The sequence below is a fragment of the Salipiger marinus genome, from assembly GCF_900100085.1.
Classification (GTDB): Bacteria; Pseudomonadota; Alphaproteobacteria; order Rhodobacterales; family Rhodobacteraceae; genus Salipiger; species Salipiger marinus.
On sequence record NZ_FNEJ01000017.1, the window covers coordinates 26,372 to 45,850 of the forward strand.

General features: G+C 68.2%; 17 protein-coding genes. 9 read left to right on the forward strand and 8 right to left on the reverse strand.

All coding sequences use genetic code 11. The annotated features are described in order from the left end of the window. Positions 1 to 16: 16 nt before the first annotated feature. Together BLR51_RS17810 and BLR51_RS17815 are read right to left on the reverse strand one after the other, a co-directional pair. On the reverse strand, positions 17 to 2,131 hold the full coding sequence (locus tag BLR51_RS17810) for a TonB-dependent siderophore receptor (protein WP_089849519.1): 2,115 nt from the start codon (positions 2,129 to 2,131) through the stop codon (positions 17 to 19). Positions 2,132 to 2,212: 81 nt separating this feature from the next. Next, positions 2,213 to 3,091: a helix-turn-helix domain-containing protein gene (locus BLR51_RS17815; protein ID WP_089849521.1), complete on the reverse strand. Its 879-nt coding sequence runs from the start codon at positions 3,089 to 3,091 to the stop codon at positions 2,213 to 2,215. Positions 3,092 to 3,213: 122 nt separating this feature from the next. Here BLR51_RS17815 and BLR51_RS17820 point away from each other — a divergent pair, with 122 nt between their 5' ends. Genes BLR51_RS17820 through BLR51_RS17840 form a run of 5 tightly spaced genes read left to right on the forward strand, consistent with a single transcriptional unit; the run spans position 3,214 to position 8,018 of the window. Beyond that, positions 3,214 to 4,179 (forward strand): ABC transporter substrate-binding protein, encoded by a 966-nt coding sequence (locus BLR51_RS17820; RefSeq protein WP_089849523.1) that lies wholly within the window; start codon positions 3,214 to 3,216, stop codon positions 4,177 to 4,179. Then, positions 4,176 to 5,144, forward strand: coding sequence for a FecCD family ABC transporter permease (locus BLR51_RS17825; RefSeq protein ID WP_165616871.1), 969 nt, complete (start codon positions 4,176 to 4,178; stop codon positions 5,142 to 5,144). Before BLR51_RS17820 ends, BLR51_RS17825 begins: the two co-directional genes overlap by 4 nt. Then, positions 5,141 to 6,082 carry an iron chelate uptake ABC transporter family permease subunit gene (locus BLR51_RS17830; protein ID WP_089849527.1) on the forward strand — a complete coding sequence of 314 codons (942 nt, stop codon included), beginning with the start codon at positions 5,141 to 5,143 and terminating at the stop codon, positions 6,080 to 6,082. The genes BLR51_RS17825 and BLR51_RS17830 overlap by 4 nt, the downstream gene beginning before the upstream one ends. Further along, positions 6,082 to 6,852 (forward strand): ABC transporter ATP-binding protein, encoded by a 771-nt coding sequence (locus tag BLR51_RS17835; RefSeq protein WP_089849529.1) that lies wholly within the window; start codon positions 6,082 to 6,084, stop codon positions 6,850 to 6,852. The genes BLR51_RS17830 and BLR51_RS17835 overlap by 1 nt, the downstream gene beginning before the upstream one ends. Next, positions 6,849 to 8,018, forward strand: a complete 1,170-nt coding sequence (locus BLR51_RS17840; protein WP_089849530.1) for an MFS transporter — start codon at positions 6,849 to 6,851, stop codon at positions 8,016 to 8,018. The genes BLR51_RS17835 and BLR51_RS17840 overlap by 4 nt, the downstream gene beginning before the upstream one ends. Positions 8,019 to 8,070: 52 nt before the next feature. Here the strand turns inward: BLR51_RS17840 and BLR51_RS17845 are convergent, their stop codons facing one another. Genes BLR51_RS17845 through BLR51_RS17855 form a run of 3 tightly spaced genes read right to left on the reverse strand, consistent with a single transcriptional unit; the run spans position 8,071 to position 10,778 of the window. Continuing rightward, positions 8,071 to 8,943 (reverse strand): isocitrate lyase/PEP mutase family protein, encoded by an 873-nt coding sequence (locus BLR51_RS17845; RefSeq protein WP_089849532.1) that lies wholly within the window; start codon positions 8,941 to 8,943, stop codon positions 8,071 to 8,073. 15 nt (positions 8,944 to 8,958) lie between these two features. Then, complete coding sequence (locus BLR51_RS17850; protein WP_089849534.1) at positions 8,959 to 10,128, reverse strand: 2-methylaconitate cis-trans isomerase PrpF family protein; 1,170 nt, start codon at positions 10,126 to 10,128, stop codon at positions 8,959 to 8,961. Next, positions 10,125 to 10,778 (reverse strand): GntR family transcriptional regulator, encoded by a 654-nt coding sequence (locus BLR51_RS17855; RefSeq protein ID WP_242656773.1) that lies wholly within the window; start codon positions 10,776 to 10,778, stop codon positions 10,125 to 10,127. Before BLR51_RS17855 ends, BLR51_RS17850 begins: the two co-directional genes overlap by 4 nt. Positions 10,779 to 10,991: 213 nt before the next feature. Here BLR51_RS17855 and BLR51_RS17860 point away from each other — a divergent pair, with 213 nt between their 5' ends. Genes BLR51_RS17860 through BLR51_RS17875 form a run of 4 tightly spaced genes read left to right on the forward strand, consistent with a single transcriptional unit; the run spans position 10,992 to position 15,055 of the window. Beyond that, positions 10,992 to 11,987 (forward strand): Bug family tripartite tricarboxylate transporter substrate binding protein, encoded by a 996-nt coding sequence (locus BLR51_RS17860; RefSeq protein WP_089849538.1) that lies wholly within the window; start codon positions 10,992 to 10,994, stop codon positions 11,985 to 11,987. Positions 11,988 to 12,046: 59 nt separating this feature from the next. Beyond that, entirely contained in the window at positions 12,047 to 12,484 is a 438-nt protein-coding gene (locus BLR51_RS17865; RefSeq protein ID WP_089849540.1) for a tripartite tricarboxylate transporter TctB family protein, read from the forward strand. 1 nt (position 12,485) lies between these two features. Next, a complete protein-coding gene (locus BLR51_RS17870; protein ID WP_089849542.1) occupies positions 12,486 to 14,000 on the forward strand; it encodes a tripartite tricarboxylate transporter permease in 1,515 nt (504 codons plus the stop codon). Beyond that, on the forward strand, positions 13,997 to 15,055 hold the full coding sequence (locus BLR51_RS17875) for an AbrB family protein (RefSeq protein WP_089849544.1): 1,059 nt from the start codon (positions 13,997 to 13,999) through the stop codon (positions 15,053 to 15,055). Before BLR51_RS17870 ends, BLR51_RS17875 begins: the two co-directional genes overlap by 4 nt. 33 nt (positions 15,056 to 15,088) lie before the next feature. On the opposite strand, the gene BLR51_RS17880 is transcribed toward BLR51_RS17875, so the two are convergent. The 3 genes from BLR51_RS17880 to aldA are packed head-to-tail and all read right to left on the reverse strand — an operon-like array spanning position 15,089 to position 19,387. Continuing rightward, complete coding sequence (locus BLR51_RS17880; protein WP_089849546.1) at positions 15,089 to 16,708, reverse strand: GMC family oxidoreductase; 1,620 nt, start codon at positions 16,706 to 16,708, stop codon at positions 15,089 to 15,091. Between the two features lie 2 nt (positions 16,709 to 16,710). Beyond that, entirely contained in the window at positions 16,711 to 17,949 is a 1,239-nt protein-coding gene (locus BLR51_RS17885) for a mandelate racemase/muconate lactonizing enzyme family protein (RefSeq protein ID WP_089849548.1), read from the reverse strand. A gap of 13 nt (positions 17,950 to 17,962) precedes the next feature. Further along, positions 17,963 to 19,387: an aldehyde dehydrogenase gene (aldA, locus tag BLR51_RS17890; RefSeq protein ID WP_089849550.1), complete on the reverse strand. Its 1,425-nt coding sequence runs from the start codon at positions 19,385 to 19,387 to the stop codon at positions 17,963 to 17,965. Positions 19,388 to 19,479: the final 92 nt, after the last annotated feature.

Genomic DNA, 19,479 nt, shown 5'->3' on the forward strand with positions numbered 1-19,479 from the left:
TCCTCCCGGCGCTGGGTCAGAACTGCTTGGTGACGGCGACGGAGATCTCGCGCCCGCTGCCATAGGAGCAGACGTAAAGATCCTTGCAGCCGGTGACATGGCGTTTGTCGCCGACATTGGTGACGCCCAGCCGGGCCTCGTAGCCATCGCCGAATTCATAGGCGGCGGTCATGTCCACCAGCAGGAAATCATCCACCTTCCGCGAGTTGTCCGCGTTGGCGTAGCTTTCCCCGGTATAGCGCAGCCCGGCGCCAAGGCTCAGCCCGTTGCCGAAATCATAGGTGCCCGCCAAGGCCGCCTGAAAATCCGGGGTCAGCGTCGGGGACTTGCCGACCAGATCTTCGTTGCTGTCCTCGCGGATCTCCAGATCGGTCCATGTCGCCTGACCGCGCAGGCTGAAGCCGTTGTCGAAGGCATAGCCGCCCTCGATCTCCACCCCGGTGGAGCGCACCTCGCCCAGCTGGTCGTAATTCGGGTACGTGCCGGTCTGGTAGTTGTTGCGGTCGATCTGGAATGCGGCGGCAGCAAGGTGGAAGCGCCCGCCTTCGGGGGCCCATTTCACGCCCACCTCCCACTGGTCGCCGCTTTCCGGTTCGGTGATGCCGTCGGCGGGGGCGACGATGATCGGATTGAAGAAGGTCGAATAGATCAGATAGGGCGTCACGCCATTGGCAAACTCATAGGCGAGGGCGGCGCGGCCCGAGGTTTCGGCATCGTCCCGGTCAAAGGCGCCGGTGCCGGAGCGTTCGGTGCGCACCCAGTCGCGGCGCAGGTTCAGCGTGCCGATGAACCCGCCGCCGAAGCGGATCTGGTCCTGCACATAAATCCCGATCTGGTTCTGCGTGGAAATCCCGTCCTCATAGGGTGTGCCCAGCACCGGCGTGTCGCCGGGTTCGGTGGGATTGACCACGGTGTTGCTGCCGCTGCCGGACTGCTGGATCTCGTCGATGACATAGCGCCGCGCGTCCATGCCGAAGAGCAGGTCATGGGTGGCCCCGCCCGCCACGACCGAGCCATAATAGCGCGCGTCGAACTGCGCGGTCTTGGTCAGGGTCTCGTGGTGGAACGGGATCAGCGCCAGCGTGCCCTGATCGTCCTGCGGCTCTGTCGCGAAGCCCGCATAGCCATAGGGATAATAGTAGCTTTCCTCCAGATCGGCATAGCCCAGCCGACCGATGCCGGTGAAGGTGAAGCCATTGGCGAATTCATGCTCCGCGATGGCGGACACGGTGGCCTGCTTGCGTTCGTAGCTGTCCCAGTCGCCGTCCGAGAAATTGGCATCGGGGTCGATATAGCCGAATTCGTCGGTCTTCTCTACCGTGCCGAAATAGGGCAGGAAGGTCGACCCATTGTGCTTTTCGCTGGCGCGGTGGAAATTGCCAAGGAAGGTGATCTCGGTGCCGCCCTGCGTGGTGAACTTGAACGAGGGCGCCAGCGTGCCGCGGATGCCTTCGTTCAGGTCATCATACTTGTCGCCCGCCTCCAGCCGTCCGGTCAGACGCCACGCGCGGCCCTCTGCCAGATCCTCGCCGCGGTCGAATTCGATCCAGCCCGCGCCCGCGTCATTGGCGCCCAGCGTGACCTCGCCCACATGCCCGCCGGGCCGCTTGGAGACATAGTTGACGAGCCCGCCGGGATTGGAGCCGCCATAAAGCGCCGAAGAGGCGCCGCGCAGCACCTCGATCCGCTGCAGCGTATAGGGATCGATGTAGAAGGAGCCGAAGGCAAAAGACAGGTTCTGCGCGTTGTCGATATAGGTGCCGGTCTGGTCCGCCGCAAAGCCGCGGATCTGCAGCCAGTCGTAATCGTTGTCATCGCCAAAGACATCGGTCTGCACGCCAGCGGTATAGCGCAGCGCCTCCGAGGCGCGGTTGGCGCCAAAGGCCTCGATCTCGTCACGGCCCAGCACGGCCACGGCCTGCGGCACCTCGGTCAGCCGCACCGGAACCTTGGTGCCGGTGGCGGTGCCGGGATTGGTGTCCTCGGCGGTGACTTCGGTATTGCCATCCTCGAACGTGTCCAGCACCAGCGTGCCAAGATCCATCCCCTGCGCCAGCACGGGCTGGGCGGTGCCGCACAGCAGCAGCGCCGTGGCGGTCAGCGTGAGGCATTTCATACTTTGCGAAGCCATCGGCGTCCCTTTATTATTCTGGTGGTCGGTCGCGAGTCATCAGCCCCGAGGGCCGCCCGTCATAGCACCTGATAAAAACTATCAGGATATGCTGTCTTGGATATTCGACCCGCGCGCCCCGGCCTCTGGTCCGATCATCCAAAGGTTGGGGGTCTGGCCCGTCACCGATTTGAAGACGCGGTTGAAATGCGCCTGATCGGAAAACCCGCACAGATCCGCGACCTCGGCCAGCGACAGGCCCTTGGTCATCAGCCGCTGCGCCTGCGCGCAGCGCATTTCCAGCACCCACTGATAGGGCGCCTTGCCCAGAACCTCGCGGAAGCGGCGGTTGAAGCTGGTGCGCGACATGCCCGCCACCTGCGCCAGCCGGTCCACCGACAGCTTTTCGCGCAGATGGTTCAGCACATGCGCCTCGACCCCCGCGACCCAGCCCTGCCGCTCTGGCGCGGGATCCGGCGCGCGCGGGGCGGCGTGGTGCAGAAGCTCCAGCAGGATCAGCTGGGCCAGCCGTTCCACATGGCCCGGATCGCGATGCGGATCGCGGCATTCGCGCGCCAGCAGATCCGCCAGCGGCGCCAGCGGCCCCAGATCCGGTAGCAGGATCGGCTCGGGCAGGGCCACGGCCCGGTCGGACAGGCCCCGCAGCGCGCGGCGGTCAAGGTGGATGTCCACATGCGCCATCTCGCCGGGCGCCTCCACCCGGCCCCAAAGCTCGACCCCGGCGGGGATGAAACAGGCGGCGGCGCGGCGTTCCGGCCCGTCCTTCTGGCGCAGGCACAGAGTCGCCCCCTGCAGCAGCAGCACGATGCGCGGATGCATGGACACATAGCGGCCCCGCGCCCCCTCCTGCGCGACCACCCGCCACAGATCGACCGTCATCTGGTCAAAGACCAGATTGCACAGCGGATCGACAAGATCGAAGCCCCGCACGGAGGCATACATATGCGGATGGAACCCCATGCAGAGATCACCTTGAAGCAGGTTTGGACGATCGGACCAGCTGGGTTGGCGGCTTCTTGACCCGCCTGCCTTGAAGTGACACCACGACCGTAGTGTTTCACTCAGGAATAGCCTCCGCAACGATGGGTGTCGAGATTCTGCGCGTCTTTCTCTGTGTCTGTGCGGCGCTTTTGTCGCCCCTGACCGCCTCCGCGCAGGTGGAGATCGCCCATCGCTGGGGCACGACCCGCATCGACGGCACGCCGCAGCGAATTGTCTCGCTGTCCTATAACGGCGCGGACAGCTGGCTGGCGCTGGGGGTGCAGCCGGTCGCCTACCGGGTCTGGTATGGCGGCGATGACCGCGGCCTGTGGCCTTGGGCGGCGCCGCTGGCCACCGGCGGCACGCCCCTGCGCGGCGAGATCGACATGGAGGCCATCGTGCGGCTTCAGCCCGATCTGATCGAGGCGATGTATTCCGGCCTGACCGAGGCGCAGTATCGCACCCTGTCGCGCTTTGCCCCGGTGCTGCCGCCGCAGGCGGGGGTGGCGGATTTTGGCCATGACTGGCGCAGCATGATCGAGGTTTTCGGCCGGGCCAGCGGGCGCGAGGCGCGCGCGACAGAGGTGATCGCCGGGCTTGACGCCCGTCTGGCCGAGGTGGCGCGCCCGGACTGGCAGGGGCGGACGGCGGCCATGGCGATGCCCGACGGACCCATGCTGCTGTTCCCGCGCGATCCGCGGATGCGGCTGCTGTCGCGACTTGGCTTCGAGGTGCCGCAGGCGGCGCGGCGCATCGACCATGGCAGCTTTTACGCCGAGCTTGACCCCGAGGTGACGGTCCCGCTTGACGCGGATCTGCTGATCTGGCTCGATCTGGGCGGCGGCGTGGGGGCTGTGCGCGACCATCCGCTGCGCGGGGCGCTGCGCGCGGCGGCAGAGGGGCGCGAACTCGTCGCCCCGCCCGAGATCAGCGCCGCGCTCAGCTATGGATCGGCGCTGTCGCTGGGTCATGCGCTGGACTGGCTTGCACAGGAAATTCCGCCCGCGCTGGATGGCGACCCCGCCACACCCGTGCCATCGGCCCGCGCGGCGGGGCTGGCGCCGTGATCCGCACCGGCCTTCCGCTGGTGGCACTGCTGTGCCTTGGCCTCGTCTCGCTGCTGGTGGGGGCGGGCGGCGTGCTGCCGCCCGGCGCGCTGGCCACGCTGGGGCAGGTCGATCCCGCCGACAGCCAGACCATCCTGCTGACGCAGATGCGCCTGCCGCGCACGCTGGCGGCGCTGCTGGCCGGGGGCGCGCTGGGGGCGGCGGGGGCGGTGATCCAGAGCCTGACGCGCAATCCGCTCGCCGAACCCGGCCTGCTGGGGGTGAATGCGGGCGCGGCGCTGGGGATCATCGGCACGCTCTGGCTGGGCGGGGCGGTGTCGGGGCTGGGGCTGATCGCGCCTGCGGCGGCGGGGGCGGCGGTGGTGTCCGGGCTGATCCTTGCGCTGGGGCTGCGGCTCGACACCGGGATCGGCCTGATCCTTGGCGGCGCGGCGCTGGCGGGCATGGCCACGGCGGTGCTGCGCGGCATGATCCTGCTTGATCCCTTCGCCTTTGACGCATGGCGCGGCTGGATCGTGGGATCGGTGGCCGCCGTGGACGCACCGACGCTGGCGGCGGGGGCGCTGCTGGTGCTGCCGGGCGCGGCGCTGGCCGCCGCCGCAGCCCAGAAGCTGGATGCCATGGCCATGGGTGACGAGGCCGCCCGCGCGCTTGGCACCTCCATTCTGCTGGCGCGCGCGCTGTCGCTGGGGGCGGGGGCGCTTCTGTCGGCGGGGGCTGTGATCCTTGCCGGGCCGCTGGTCTTTGTCGGGCTGATCGCGCCGCAGCTGGCCCGCGGGCGCGGCGAGGCGCGCACCGGCCTGCTGACCTTCCGCGCCGCCCTGCTGGGTGCGGCGCTGGTGCTGGCCGCCGATGTGGGGGGGCGGGTGGCGATCCCGGGCCTGTCGATCCCCATCGGGCTTAGCGCCGCGCTGATCGGCGGGCCGCTGGTGATCTGGCAGATGACGCGGCGGCTGCAGGCATGAGCCGCGCGCGCACCGTCACCATGGCCCTTGCGCTGGGGGGGCTGCTGCTGGCCGCGCTGCTGCTGCTGGCGGGCGGCGCGCCGGGGCGCGACGCCACTGGCGCCGCGATCCTGCTGCATATCCGCCTGCCGCGCGTGCTGCTGGCCGCACTGGTGGGGGCGATGCTGGGCCTGTCCGGCACGCTGCTGCAGACGGTGCTGCGCAATCCGCTCGCCACGCCGGATGTGGTGGGCTTTGGCGGCGGGGCGGCGGCGGCGGTGGCGGCCAGCATCGCGGTCACCGGCGGGCTGGGGCTGGTGCTGCCTGCAGCGCTCGCGGGCGGGCTGGCAAGCGCCGCGCTGATCCTCGGGCTTGCGGCGCGCGGCGGGTTGCCGCCGCAGGCGCTGGTGATGATCGGCGTGGCGGTGAACCTGACCCTGCTGGCGCTGACCGACGTGCTGCTGTCGCTGGCGCCCGGACTGCAGGCCGGAGAGACGGCGCGGTTCCTGACCGGCAGCTTTGCCAGCGCGCATTGGGGCGCCGTGGCGATGGCGGCGCTGGTGGTCATGGCGGGCGGCGCGCTGGCGGGCGGGCTGTCCTTCGGGCTGGCGCGCATGGACATGGGCGATGACATGGCGCGGGCGCAGGGGCTGGCCCCGGGCGGGCTGCGGCTGGGGGCGGCGGGTCTGGCGGCGATGCTGGTCTCTTTCGCCGTGGCGCTGACCGGGCCCCTGCCTTTCGTGGCGCTGCTGGCGGGGCCGCTGGCGCGGGCGCTGCTGCGCCAAGGCGGGCCGGTGCTGCCGCAGGCGGCCCTGCTGGGGGCGCTGCTGGCGCTGGCGGCGGATCTGGCCGCGCGCGCCACGGTCTTTGGCGGCAGCCTGCCTGCCGGGCTTTACACCGCACTGGTCGGCGGCCCGGCGATGCTGGTTCTGATCCTCACGACACGGGAGCGTGGCTGATGGCCCTGATCCTTTCCGACCTGCGGCTTGACCTTTCCGGGCGGGCGATCCTTGACGGCATCGCGCTCGACATCGCGCCCGGGCGGGTCACCGCGCTGATCGGGCCGAACGGATCGGGCAAATCCACGACGCTGCGCGCCATGGCGGGGCTGGTGAGCCCCGACAGCGGCGGCGTCAGCCTGAACGGCACGCCCCTGCCGCAGATGTCGCGGCGCGAGATTGCCCGCGCGCTGGCTTTTCTGCCGCAAAGCCCGATCCTGCCCGAAGGCATCACCGTGCGCGGGCTGGTGGAGCGTGGGCGCACCCCCCATCTGGGCAGCTTCCGTCCGATGACCGCCACCGACCGCGCCGTGGTCGACCGCGCGCTGGACCGCACCGGGCTGACCGCGCTTGCCGCGCGCCGCGCCGCCACCCTGTCTGGCGGGCAGCGGCAGCGCGCCTTCATCGCCATGACGCTGGCGCAGGACACGCCGGTGCTGCTGCTGGACGAGCCCACCACCTTTCTGGACCTGCCCTATCAGATCGAGGTGCTGCGGCTGGTGCGCGCGCTTAATCAGGACAGCGGGCAGACCGTGGTCATGGTCCTGCATGACATCAACCTTGCCTGCCGCTTTGCCGACCGGGTGGTGGGGATCCGCGCGGGGCAGGTGCTGTTCGACGGCACGCCAGAAGAGGTGGTGACCGGGACCAGCCTGGAGGCGCTTTATGGCTGCCCGCTCACCGTCATTCCGCTGCCGGACGGGCGCGGCCCGATGGTGCTGCCGGAATGAGGCGGCTCTGCTCTGACCGGATGGTGCTGGGGGCGGGACTGGCGAGCCTGTCCTTCGGCAATGCGGTGCTGCTGCCGGTGCTGGTGCCGGTCGCGCTGGATGTGGGCCTGACCGAGGCCAAGGCCGGGCTGGTCCTGTCGCTGGGGGCGCTGATGGTGCCGCTGACGGCGCCGGTCTGGGGCGCGCGGGCCGACCGCATCGGCGCCGCCCGCGTCTTCCGCATTGGCGTGGCGGGGGGCGCGCTGTCCTTTCTGCTGCTGGCGCTGCTGCTCTGGGCGGCGCAGGCCGGGCATGTCATGGGCGTGGCGCTGTTTCTGGCGCTGGCGGCGGCGCGGATGCTCTATGGCGGCGTGGCCAGCGCCGCGCTGCCCGCGGCGGTAAGCCATCTTGCGGCAGACACCGATCCCGCCACCCGCACCCGCGCCATGTCGCTGCCGGGCACCGCCTTTACGCTGGGATCGCTGGCGGGGGCGGCACTGGCGCTGCCGCTGATCCCGCTGGCCGGACCCATCGCGCCGCTTTTTGTGGTGGCGGCACTGGGCGGGCTCTGCGTGCTGCTGGCCCCGCACCCGCGCCACGCGGCCCCCCCGCCAACTACGGTGCCAGCGCGGACGCTGCGGGCGGCGCCCTCCGGTCTGGTGATCTGCGCGGCGCTGGCGATGACGGGTCTGGCCATGGCCCATGCGCTGCTGCCGGTCCTGCTGCAGGCACGCGGTGCCCTGTCGGTCAGCGAGACGGTGCGCAGCGGCGCCTTTGCCGGGCTGGTGGCCACCATCGCAACGCTGGGCGGCATCCGTCTGGCGGCGCGGGCCGGGCTGGGGCCTGCAACAACCGCGCTGGCGGGCACGCTGGTGGCGGGGGCGGGGATGCTGGCACTGGCCTTGGCGCCGGGGGTGGCGGGCACCATCGCGGCGGTCAGCACCCTGTCTTTCGGGCTGGGGCTGCTGACCCCCAGCCTGCAGGCGCAGGTGTCGCTGGAGGCACGGGCGCAGGGACAGGCCGCAGGCCAGCTTTCCGCCGCGACCGGGCTTGCATGGATCGTGGGGCCTGCCGCCGGGCTGACGCTGCACGGGGTTTTCGGCGCGGCGATCCTGCCCGCCGCCGCCGCATTGCTGCTGCCCTTCGCCGCAGCGCTTGCCGGGCGCATCGCCGGGCAAGCGCGCTAGGCCAGTCTAGGCCCGGGGCGACCTGCACGGCGTTCTTATCCGGCGGGGGCGGTCAGACCGCGTAGCGCTTTTCCAGCGTGTCAAAAAGATCCTTGCCGACCAGACGCTGGCGTTCGGCAAAGCTCGCCACCGGGCCGCCTTCGTCCATGCGGCCCTCGGCCCTGAGCTGCCCCAGCGCCGCCTGCATGCCATAGACCGCCGACTGCAGCGCGACATTGGCGTAAAGCACCAGCGAGAAACCCATCTCGCCCAGCTCGTCCAGCCCGAGGATCGGGGTCCGCCCCCCGACCACAAGGTTGACCAGCTGCGGCGTGCCCTTCAGCGCGGCGGGAATGCCGCGCAGTTCTTCCACCGACTGCGGCGCCTCTACAAAGGTGATGTCGGCGCCTTCCTCGACAAAGGCGGCGGCGCGGTCCAGCGCCTCGGTATAGCCGTCGGTGGCGCGGGCATCGGTGCGCGCCACGATCAGCGTGTTCTCGTCCTGCCGCGCGTCGACGGCGGCGCGGATGCGGGTCCGCGCCTCGGCCAGCGGCACCACCTCCTTGCCGGAGAAATGCCCGCAGCGCTTGGGGGTCTTCTGGTCCTCCAGCTGCACGGCGCTGGCCCCGGCGCGTTCCAGCGTGCGGATGGTGTGGCGCACGTTCAGCGCGTTGCCGAAGCCATTGTCCGCATCCACCACGATGGGAAGCTCGGTCGCGTCGCGGATCGTCGCGGTGTGCTGCGCGATCTCGTTCAGGCCGACAAAGCCCAGATCGGGCAGGCCAAGATAGGTGTTGGTCAGCCCCGCGCCCGACAGATAGACCGCCTCGAAGCCCTGGTCCTCGATGATCCGGGCCGCCAGCGCGTTGGCGGCACCCGGCATAAGCACGGGCCTGCCGCTGAGGATGCGGTGCTTGAAGGCGCGGTTGATCTCGTGGTTCAGCATGAAGGGTCTCTTTCGTCAGGCAGTTTCAGTGGGGGAAAGGGTCGCAGGGGCGGGCACAAGCACCCGGCCTTCCATCAGGCGCCGCTGGGTGCGCAGGATGCGCGCGGCGGTGATCGTGCCAGAGGCCGGATCGCGCAGCGCACCGGTGCCGACGATGCCGCTTGGCGTGCCGATGCGGAGCGCCAGCGGATCGGCCCCGGGGGCCAGACAGGCCGCCACCACCGAGCCCTCGACGACCGCAGCGCAGGACAGCGCCAGCGCGCCGGTGACCGGCACCGCGCGATGCGCCTGCCCCGCAGAGATCATGCGGATCTGCAGATCCTGCGCCTCTGCCGCATGGGTCGCCCCGGTCAGGTCGGCATAGGCGGCGGGCGGGCCGACCATGGCCACCTTGGGCGTGGCGATGCGTTTCGCCGCCGCCTGCGGGCTGTCGGTCAGCCCCATCCGCACCGAGGCAAGCTGCCGGATCTCTTCCAGACGGGCCATCAGCGCGGCATCGGCATCAATCGCGGCGGGATGCGCGCCGGTATCGCCGCCCACATCGGCGGCGCTGACAAAGACGGCAGGCACGGCGGCATCGATCATCGTGACCTGAACCTGCCGCCCGTCCGCCAGCACCAGCACATCCGAGCCTGCGCCACTGGGCAGGGTGCCGCGCCCGAACGTGTTGCCGGGATCAAGGAAATCCAGCGCCACCGGGGCGCCGGTTCCGGTGACGCCGGGGATCTCGACCTCGCCCGTCACCGCCGCCTCGCCCTGCGCCACCGGGAAGCGGGCGACGATGACCTTGCCGGAATTGGTGTTGTGGATGCGCACCACCGCCTCGCCGTCGCGCGGGCCGTCCACCAGCCCCTCGTCATAGGCAAAGGGGCCCATGGCGGAACTCATGTTGCCGCAATTGCCGCTGAAATCGACGGTGTCATCGACCACGCCGACCTGCGCGAAGGTGTAGTCGATATCGGCATCGTCGCGGGTGGCGGGACCGATGACGCAGATCTTGCTGAGCGAGGAGATGCCGCCGCCCATGCCGTTGAGCTGGCGCAGGTTGGGATCGGGGCTGCCCAGCATGGCGGCAAAGATCTGCGGCCAGAGCGTTTCATCCTTGGGCAGGTCCGCGCGCTTGAGCACCAGCGCCTTGGAGGTGCCGCCACGCATGAACACGGCGGGAATGCGGGTCTGGGTCATTCGGTATCCTTCTCTGCCTCGGAAAGCTGCGCCTCGAGCGCGATCCAGCTGTTGCGGATGTGGCGGCGCATCAGCAGCCCCGCCACTTCGGAATCCCCGTCGGCGATGGCGGCGGCGATGCGTTCATGCTCGCGCAGCGCCTTGGCGCCGCGCCCGGTCACGTTGCGATGCTTGACCCGCAGCAGCGACAGCTGCGGATAAAGCTCGCGGGTCAGATAGCGCAGGATGATCGGGTTCGCGGCCATCTGCGCGGTCACCATATGGAAATCGCGATCCCCGGCCCCCTGCAGATAGGCGCCCTGCGGATGCGCGCCGACCTCCTGCGCGTGCTGGTCCAGCAGCACGCGAAAGCGCCGCGCGGTGCCGGCCTCCGCCTTGGCGGCGGCGAGCATGGCGGCTTCGCTTTCCAGCGCCGCGCGCACCTCATAAAGCGCGCGGGCATCGGCGCGGCTCATGACGCGGACGCGGGCGCCGCTATTGGGGACAATCGTCACAAGGCCGGTTTCGCTGAGCAGGTTCAGCGCGGCGCGCACCGGGCCACGGCTGACCTCGAACCGCTCCGCCAAAGCCACCTCTCCCAGCCGGGCGCCGGGCTGCAGCCGCCCGCCCAGAATGTCCCCCCGCAGTTCGGTGGCGAGGCGCTCGGGCACCGGCCCCCGCGATTCTTCGGATTTTGTTGACAATTTACCACCCATACAGACAGTGATTTTGTGGCAGACTCTACCAGATTGGCGAAAAAATCAATTATATCCGTTAGTTTGTCAAGTAGTAGCGGAGGGTTGACAGAAAAACAGGCAAAGCGTTAACACTGAGGACCATCAGATTGCACTACAATCAATCGGCTTGATCACTTGGGAGGAACCATGACCATGCAAAGACGCCACTTCACCACCGCCGCACTGGGCCTGACGCTGGCCACAGCGCTGACGCCGCTGGCCGCCACCGCACAGACCGACTGGCCGCCGCAGAAGCTGACCTTCGTCGTGGCGCTTGGGCCGGGCGGGTCCGCCGACCGCACCGCCCGCGCGCTGGCGCAGCGCATGCAGGAAGAGCTGGGCGTGCCGATTTCGGTCATCAATCAGGAAGGCGGCGGCGGGCATGTGGGGCATACCTACTTCACCCAGATGCCCAGCGATGGCAGCTACTTCCTTGCCACCTCCATCCACCCCTACATCGCCAACGCGATGCTGCGGTTCGATGCCGATTACACGCTGGAGGATTTTGCCTTCATCAACGGCCAGTGGAACGACTACGACCTTTTCGCCGTGAATGCCGAAACGCCCTATACCACGCTGGCGGAATTCATGGCGGCGGCCAAGGAAAACCCGGGCGCGCTGCGCGTCTCGGTGGTGCCCGGCTCCACCGGCGCGATCAACCTTGAACTCGCGCTCGAAGCCTATGGGCTCGACCCTTCGGCGGTCAGCGTCGTGACCTATGAATCGGGGGGTGCGGCGCGCACCGCCGTGGCGGGCGGGCAGGTCGACATGACCGTGCTGGCCGCCGATGGCACGCTGTCGATCGCCGAATACATCCGGCCTCTGGCGCTGGCCGCAGACAACGCGAGCAAGGACTGGGACGCGCCCACGCTGAACGCCGCACTGGAACAGGACGGACACGAAGCCGTGCCGGTTCTGGCCGGATCCATGCGCGGGCTGGCCGCCCATGCCGCCTTCAAGGAAGAGAACCCGGAAGGCTTCCAGAAGATGGTCGACGCCTATCAGGCCGTGCTGGAGGATCCGGAATTTGTCGCCTCGCTGGAGGCGCAGGACATCGGCGCAGAATGGCTTGGCCCTGAGCGCACGTCCGAGATCATCACCTCGAACTTCGACATCCTGAAGCGCTACGAAGGCGACGAGTGATGCCACGGCGGGAGCTTCGGCTCCCGCCTTTCCAGCCAAACCCACGGGAGGAGACCGCGATGAGCGCGAGGTTACCCGCCACCCATGCCGCCCTGCTCGGCATCATTCTGGCTCTTTCCGGCTATATCGGCTGGAGCGCGGTTCAGGCGTCGGCCAAGCTGAACAACCTTGTGGTGATCGCCCCCGTCGGGGCCGCGATGCTGCTGCTGGCGGTGGCGCTGATCGTCAATGCCCTGCGCCGTCCCGCCCCCGAACCGGGCGAGACCACCTCGGTCTGGGGCGATCTGCTGCTGCTCGCCGGGTTTGCGGTGTTCTGCTACGCGCTGACCCATGTGGGCTTTGACGTGGCGACCTTTGCCTTCGTCTGGGCGGGCGTGGTGATGAGCGGGGGCAAGGGGCTCTGGCAGCCGCCGCTTTTTGCCGCGCTCTTCACGCTGCTGCTGGTCAAGACCTTCGGCGCGCTTTTCCCCTATCCGATGCTGACGCTGGTTCTGTGACATGATCGACACCTTCGCGTTTTCGCAGGCCATGGGCCTGCTGTTCAGCAGCATCGACCCGTGGCTCTGGGTCATTCCCGGCCTGCTGATCGGCCTGATCTTCGGCTCCATCCCGGGCCTGCAGATCTCCATGGCCATGGCGGTGTTCCTGCCGGTGACCTTCGGCATGGATTTCCTGCAGGCCATGCTGTTCCTGACCTCGATCTTCACCGGCGGCGCCTATGGCGGCGGGGTCACGGCGATCCTGATGAACATCCCTGGATCCTCCTCCTCCATCGCCACCGCCTTTGACGGCTATCCCATGGCGCGGCAGGGCAAGCATAACGAGGCGCTGGGGCTGGGGCTCGCCGCCTCGGTGGTCGGTGCCTTTGTCGGCTACATCCTGCTGCTGCTGCTGATCGGCCCGCTGGCCGCCTTCGTGCTGAAGATCGGCCCGATGGAAATGGTGGTCGTGGTGCTGTGGGGTCTGACGCTGATCGCCACGCTGAACGACAGCAGCCTGCCCAAGGGCCTGATGGCGGGCGCGTTCGGGCTGATGCTCAGCCAGATCGGCATGTCGACCACCGGCGTCATGCGCACCACGGTGGGCAATCCGCATCTGCTGGACGGGATTTCGGTGGTCCCCGCCATGATCGGCATCTTCGCCGCCTCCGAACTGCTGCGCCTGCGCGGCGGCAGCTATCTGGTGCAGGACGAAACCCAGCGCGACATCTCGCTGCCCAAGATCCTGCGCGGGGTCGCCGAGACCTTCCGCCATCCCGGCGTGCTGATCCGGGGCAGCCTGATCGGCGCGGTGATCGGCGCGATCCCGGGCGTGGGATCCTCGGTGGCCAATCTCGTCTCTTATGGCGAGGCCAAGCGCACCTCCAAGACGCCCGAGATCTTTGGCAAGGGCGCCCCGGACGGGGTGATCGCGGCGGAATCCGCCAATAGCAGCTCCGAAGGCGGGTCGATGACGGCGCTGCTGGCGCTGGGGATCCCGGGGGGCGCCGCCACGGCGGTGCTGCTGGCGGCGTTCTCGTTCCACAACATCATCGGCGGGCCGTCCTTCATCCGCAACCAGACCGACATCGTCTATTCGATCATCCTCGGCAATCTGGGGCAGGTCGTGCTGCTGGCGGTGATCGGGCTGCTGATGCTGCGGGTGCTGGGGATGGTGGTGCGCGTGCCGCTCGCCTATCTGGTGCCCAGCGTTCTGGCCATGTGCGCATGGGGCGGCTATGGCATCACCGGCACCATCGCCGGGCCGCTCACCGTGGCGGCCTTTGCGGGGCTGGGCTGGCTGATGCGGCGCAATGACTATCCGGTGGCGGCCACGGTGATCGGCCTGCTGCTGGGACGGATGATGGAAGGGGAACTGGTGCGGACCTTGCAGATCTCGGGGGGCAGGCCCTTCGCCTATCTGATGGAGCGGCCGATCGCGATGGGGCTTTTTGTGGTGATGATCCTCGTGCTGGTCGGGGCGCCGCTGCTGAAATCGCTGCGGCGGCACCGGCAGCGCCGGACGGGCGCATGAGCCTGCTGCCCCCGGGCGTCCTGCGGGGGCTTGCCACCATCGCCATGGGTGCCAGCGGCGGCGCGGTCTTCTTTGCGCTGAACCTGCCGCTGCCATGGGTGCTGGGCAGCCTTGCCGCCTCGGCGCTGGTCACGCAGGCCACCCGGTTCCGGCCCAAGCTGCCGCCCTCGTGGCGCAGCTTCGCCATGGTCGCCATCGGCACCATGCTTGGCACCGGCTTCACGCAGGACGTGGTGGCGCGGTCGGGCAGCTGGGTGCTGAGCCTGATCGCCATGTCGCTGCTGTCGCTTGGCTTTTTCCTGCTGGCCTATGGCGTGTTCCGCCGCTGGGGCAACATGTCCCGGCAGACGGCCCTGTTCGCCGCGATCCCCGGCGGGCTGTCGGTGGTCACCATGCTTGCCGAGGAGGCCGGGGCGGAAACCAACCGCGTGGTGCTCTGCCATACCGCGCGGCTGGTGGTGCTGCTGGTCTCGGCGCCGCTGGTCATCCAAGGCCTGTCCGGGATCGACCTTGCCGATGCCAACAGCACGATGTTCCACGGCGCCGAACAGCTGGACCCGCTGCGGCACGGGCTGCTGGCGCTGGCGGCCCTCGCCAGCTGGTTTGCGGCGAAACACCTGCGCTTTCCCTCCGGCATGCTGATGCTGCCGCTGCTGGCCTCGGCGCTTCTGCATGCCACCGGGCTGGTGACGGTGCATGTGCCGCCGCTGCTGTCGGTGCTGGCGCAGGTGGTGATCGGGTCGGGCGTGGGCGCGCGGTTCGCGCAATATACCCCGCGCCAGATCGCCCGCGATGGCGGGCTGGCAGCGCTGGTGGGCGCAGCCCTTGCGGTCGGATCGCTGGCAGGCGCCATGCTGCTGGTGCCGCTGACCGGCGAGGAGGTGGCGCCGCTGTTTCTGGCCTATCTGCCCGGCGGGGCGCCGGAACTGGGCGTGGTGGCGCTGGCGCTGATGATCGATCCCGCCATGGTCGCGGCCCATCACGTGCTGCGGGTGTTCCTGATCGTCGCCGCCCTGCCTGCCGCCGCGCGGCGCTTCGGCAGGGACGAGCCCTGAGGCGGCGCAGGGCGGTCCGCCCTGCGCCCGGCCTTACCGCAGGGCGGCGCCGCCCCGGATCAGCGCGCTGGCGCGTTCGGCCACCATCATGACCGGCGCGTTGATATTGCCGGAGGTGATGTTGGGAAAGACCGAGGCATCAACCACCCGCAGCCCGCGCAGGCCATGCACGCGCAGTTCGGCATCCACCACCGAGTCCGCCGCATCCGGTCCCATCCGGCAGGTGCCGCACAGGTGATAGATCGACCCGCCCTGCTCGCGCAGATGCGACAGCAGTTGCGCGTCGCTCTCGCAGCCGGGGCCGGGCGTCACCTCCTCCACCGTGACTGCCCGCAGCGCCGGGGCCTGCATGAACCGGCGGATCAGGCGGCTCGCCTCGATCACCTCGCGCCGGTCGCGCTCCGTCGCCAGATAGTTGGGGCGGATCAGCGGCGCGGCAGCCGGATCGGCAGAGGCCAGCGTCACCCGCCCCCGGCTGTCCGGACGGCAGGAATTGAAGGCCAGCAGGAAGCCCGGATAGGGCTCCGGCTCCAGCCGCGCCTTGGGATTGGCCGGAATGCGATAGGACATCGGATTGAAATAAAGCTGGATGTTCGGCACTCCCTCGGCGGAGTCGGTGCGGAAAAAGCCCCCCGCCTGATTGACGCTCAGCGCCAGCGGCCCGCTGCGGGTCAGGACATAGCGCATCCCGGCCCAGAGCTTGCCCCACCACGGGCGCAATTCGTCATTCAGCGTCGGCACGCTGGAGCGGTAATAGAAGCTGGCACAAAGATGGTCCTGCAGATTGGCGCCGGCCGCAGGCAGCGCCGCGCGCACCGCAATGCCCTGCGCGGCCAGATCATCCGGATCGCCAATGCCCGACAGCATCAGGATCTTGGGCGACCCGATGGCCCCCGCCGACAGGATCACCTCGCGCCGCGCCGTAAGGGTTTCGACCCCGTCAGACGAGCGGAGTTCCACGCCAGTCACCTGTCCGCTGTCGTCGATCACCAGCCGGGTGACCTCGACCTTCAGGCGCAGGGTCAGATTGGCGCGGGACAAAGCCGGGGTCAGATAGGTCTTGGAGCTGGACTGCCGCTTGCCCGCCGCGATATTGGTCTCGTATATCCCGGCACCTTCGAACTGCGCGCCGTTGAAATCATCGAAGACCGGCAGCTGCAATTCGCGCGCGGCGGCCAGAAACCGGTCGCAGATCGGATGGGTCTTGCCCTTCATCGGGGTGATGCCGACCGGGCCCTCCGCCGAATGCCAGTCGGTATTGCCCGCCGGGTGGTGTTCCAGCCTGCGGAACCATGGCAGCACGTCGTCAAAGCCCCAGCCCGGATTGCCCGCCGCCGCCCAGTCGTCAAAATCGCGGCGCTGTCCGCGCACCCAGATCATCGCATTGATGGACCCGGACCCGCCCTGCACCTTGCCGCGCGGCGCGTATATGCGCCGCCCCGCCATTTCCGGCTCCGGTTCAGAGGAATACATCCAGTTGGTTTCGGGGTTGAAGTAATTGCGCGCATAGCCTGCGGGCATGTCGAACCAGAAAGACCGGTCCGATCCGCCCGCTTCCAGCAGCAGGACGCGGGTTGCCGGATCCTCGCTCAGCCGCGCGGCAAGCAGGGATCCGGCGGATCCGGCCCCGACGATGATGTAGTCGTAATCCATGCTCAGGCCTTTTCGGGCGGCTCTTTCCACGAGGTATCGGACTGCGCCTTGAAATCATGCGGCGTGTCCCACATCGCAAGATGCAGCTTTTTGTCGGTATAGGGCGAATGGGCCGCGATCACCTCCTTGTTCAGGGTGATGCCAAGCCCGGGTCGGTCAGAGGGAATGATCCAGCCATCCTGCCATGTCAGCCCCTCCTCCAGCACCTCGGCATGGAAGCCGTCCCAGCGGCGGATGCTTTCCTGAATCAGGAAATTCGGCGTGGCGGTGGCCAGTTGCACGCTGGCCGCAGCACCGACCGGCCCGTTGTAAAGATGCGGCGCGATCTGCGCATAATGCACCTCTGCCAGCGCCGCGACCTTCTTGCCCTCCAGAATGCCGCCGACGCGGCCCAGATTCATCTGCAGGATCGACGCGCCATTGTGGCGCAGCAGATCGTGGAATTCATATTTCGTGGTCAGCCGTTCCCCCGCCGCAATCGGAATCGTGGTGTGATCGGCAACGCGGCCCATGGCCTCGCTCTGGCCCGGCGGCACCGGCTCTTCGAACCAGAGCGGGTCATAGGCTTCAAGCCGCCGCGCCAGCCGGATCGCCCCCGACACGGTCATCTGGCCATGGGTGCCGAACAGCAGATCGCAGCGGTTGCCCACCGCCTCGCGGATCCGCCGGCAGAAGGTTTCGGACCGCTCCATATCCTCCAGCGACAGCTGGTGCCCGGAATAAGCCGTATAGGGCCCGGCGGGGTCGAATTTCAGCGCGGTGAAGCCCTGTTCCATGTAGTCCAGCGCGCAGTCGATGCTGAGGTCGAGATTGTTGTAATCATGCTCGCCGCGGGCGTTCTTGGGATAAAGATAGCTGTAGCACCGCAGCCGGTCATGCACCTTGCCGCCGATCAGCTCATAGACCGGCTTGCCCGCCGCCTTGCCGATGATGTCCCAGCAGGCCATTTCCAGCCCCGACACGATTCCCATCATGGTCAGATCCGGGCGCTGGGTGAATCCGCTGGAATAGGCGCGGCGGAAGAATTTCTCGACGTGGTGCGGATCCTCGCCCTTCAGCAGACGCTCGAACACGTCCTCGATCGCGGGCACCATGACTTTCGGGTGGAAGGTCGCGGCATAGACCTCGCCCACGCCCTCGATTCCGTCTTCGGTGCGCAGGCTGACAAAAATCCAGTACATGCCGCCGATATGGGGCGGCGGCACCGCGACGATATAGGTTTCGCAGGATACGAGTTTCATGCTGATCTCCCTCTCACCAGCTCTGGATCACAAGGCGGGTCTGGGTGAAATCCAGCATGCCATGCTTGCCGTCATCCCCCCCCAGCCCCGAGCGTTTCCAGCCCGCGTGATATCCCTGATAGGGATCTGCGGGCGTGCGGTTGACATAGACTTCGCCCGCTTCGATGTTGTTGGCCACCTGCATCGCGGTGCGGTAATTTTCGGTATAGATCACCGAGGACAGGCCGAACTGATGGTCATTCGCCATCTCCAGCGCATCGGCGGTGGTGGCATAGCCAAGCACCGGCAGGACCGGGCCGAACACTTCTTCCTGAACGATTTCCATATCCTGACGGCACTGCGTCAGCAGGGTCGCCGGATAGAACCAGCCCGGGCCTTCGGGAATGAACCCGCCGGTTTCCAGCTTGGCGCCGTCATCAATGGCGCGCTGCACCATCTGGTGAATGTTCAGCCGGGAATTGGCGTTGATCAGCGGCCCCATGGCCGAAGGCTGGCGCATCCGGTCGCCAAAATCCCGCGCCGCCATATGCCCGCGCAGCAGATCCACAAAGCGGTCATGCACGCTCTCCTGCACATAGACCCGTTCCACCGCCGTGCAGAGCTGGCCGCAATGCGTGGTGCGCGAGGCGACAATGGCGGCGGCAGCTTTTTCCAGATCGGCATCGGCCTCGATGATCGCGGGGGTCTTGCCGCCCAGTTCCAGCGAGGATTTGGCGATGTTCACCTGACTGTATTCCAGCACCTTGCGGCCCGCGCCAACGCTGCCGGTCAGCGTGATCATCCCGACTTTCGGATGGGTGCAGACGGTCTGCGCAATCTGGTGGGTCATGGCGAGGATATTGATGGCGCCTTCCGGAAAGCCGCAGTCACGCACCGCACGCGCCAGTTCCAGCGCCGATCCGGGGGTATTGTTCGAAGGCCGCGCCACCACCGTATTGCCGGTAATCAGCGCGGGCGCGATTTTCCGCATCAGCGTATAGATCGGGAAATTGAACGGGATCAGCGCCACGACCACGCCAATCGGTTCGCGCTGCAGAAGCAGCGTCTCGTCCGGGCTGTCGGAGGGCAGGATTTCGCCTTCGATCCGGCGCGCCCATTCGGCGTGATAGCGGGTCAGTTCGGCGGCATAGAAGACTTCGGCGGTGGCATCTTCAAGACTTTTGCCCGATTCCAGCGCCAGAACCTCGCCGATCCTGGCGCGTCGTGCCTCCAGCATGTCGGCGAGGGCGCGCAGATGGCCCGCGCGTTCGATGCTGGTCAGCCTGCGCCAGCCGCGCTGCGCATGGGCGGCGGCATCGACCCCGGCGCGGGCTTCGGCGGCGGTGGCGGCGGTGACATGGGCGATCTGCGCCCCCGTCGCCGGATTGACCACCGAGATCAGTTCCTCGCCATCCGAGGTCAGAAACTGGTTGTTGATGAAGTTGCGATCGATCCGCATCACGGCCCCTCCGGCAGGTTTCGGGCTGGACCTGAGGGCGGAGGCGGTAAACTGTCAACGAATTTCCATAACAGGAATTATTATTCCAAATA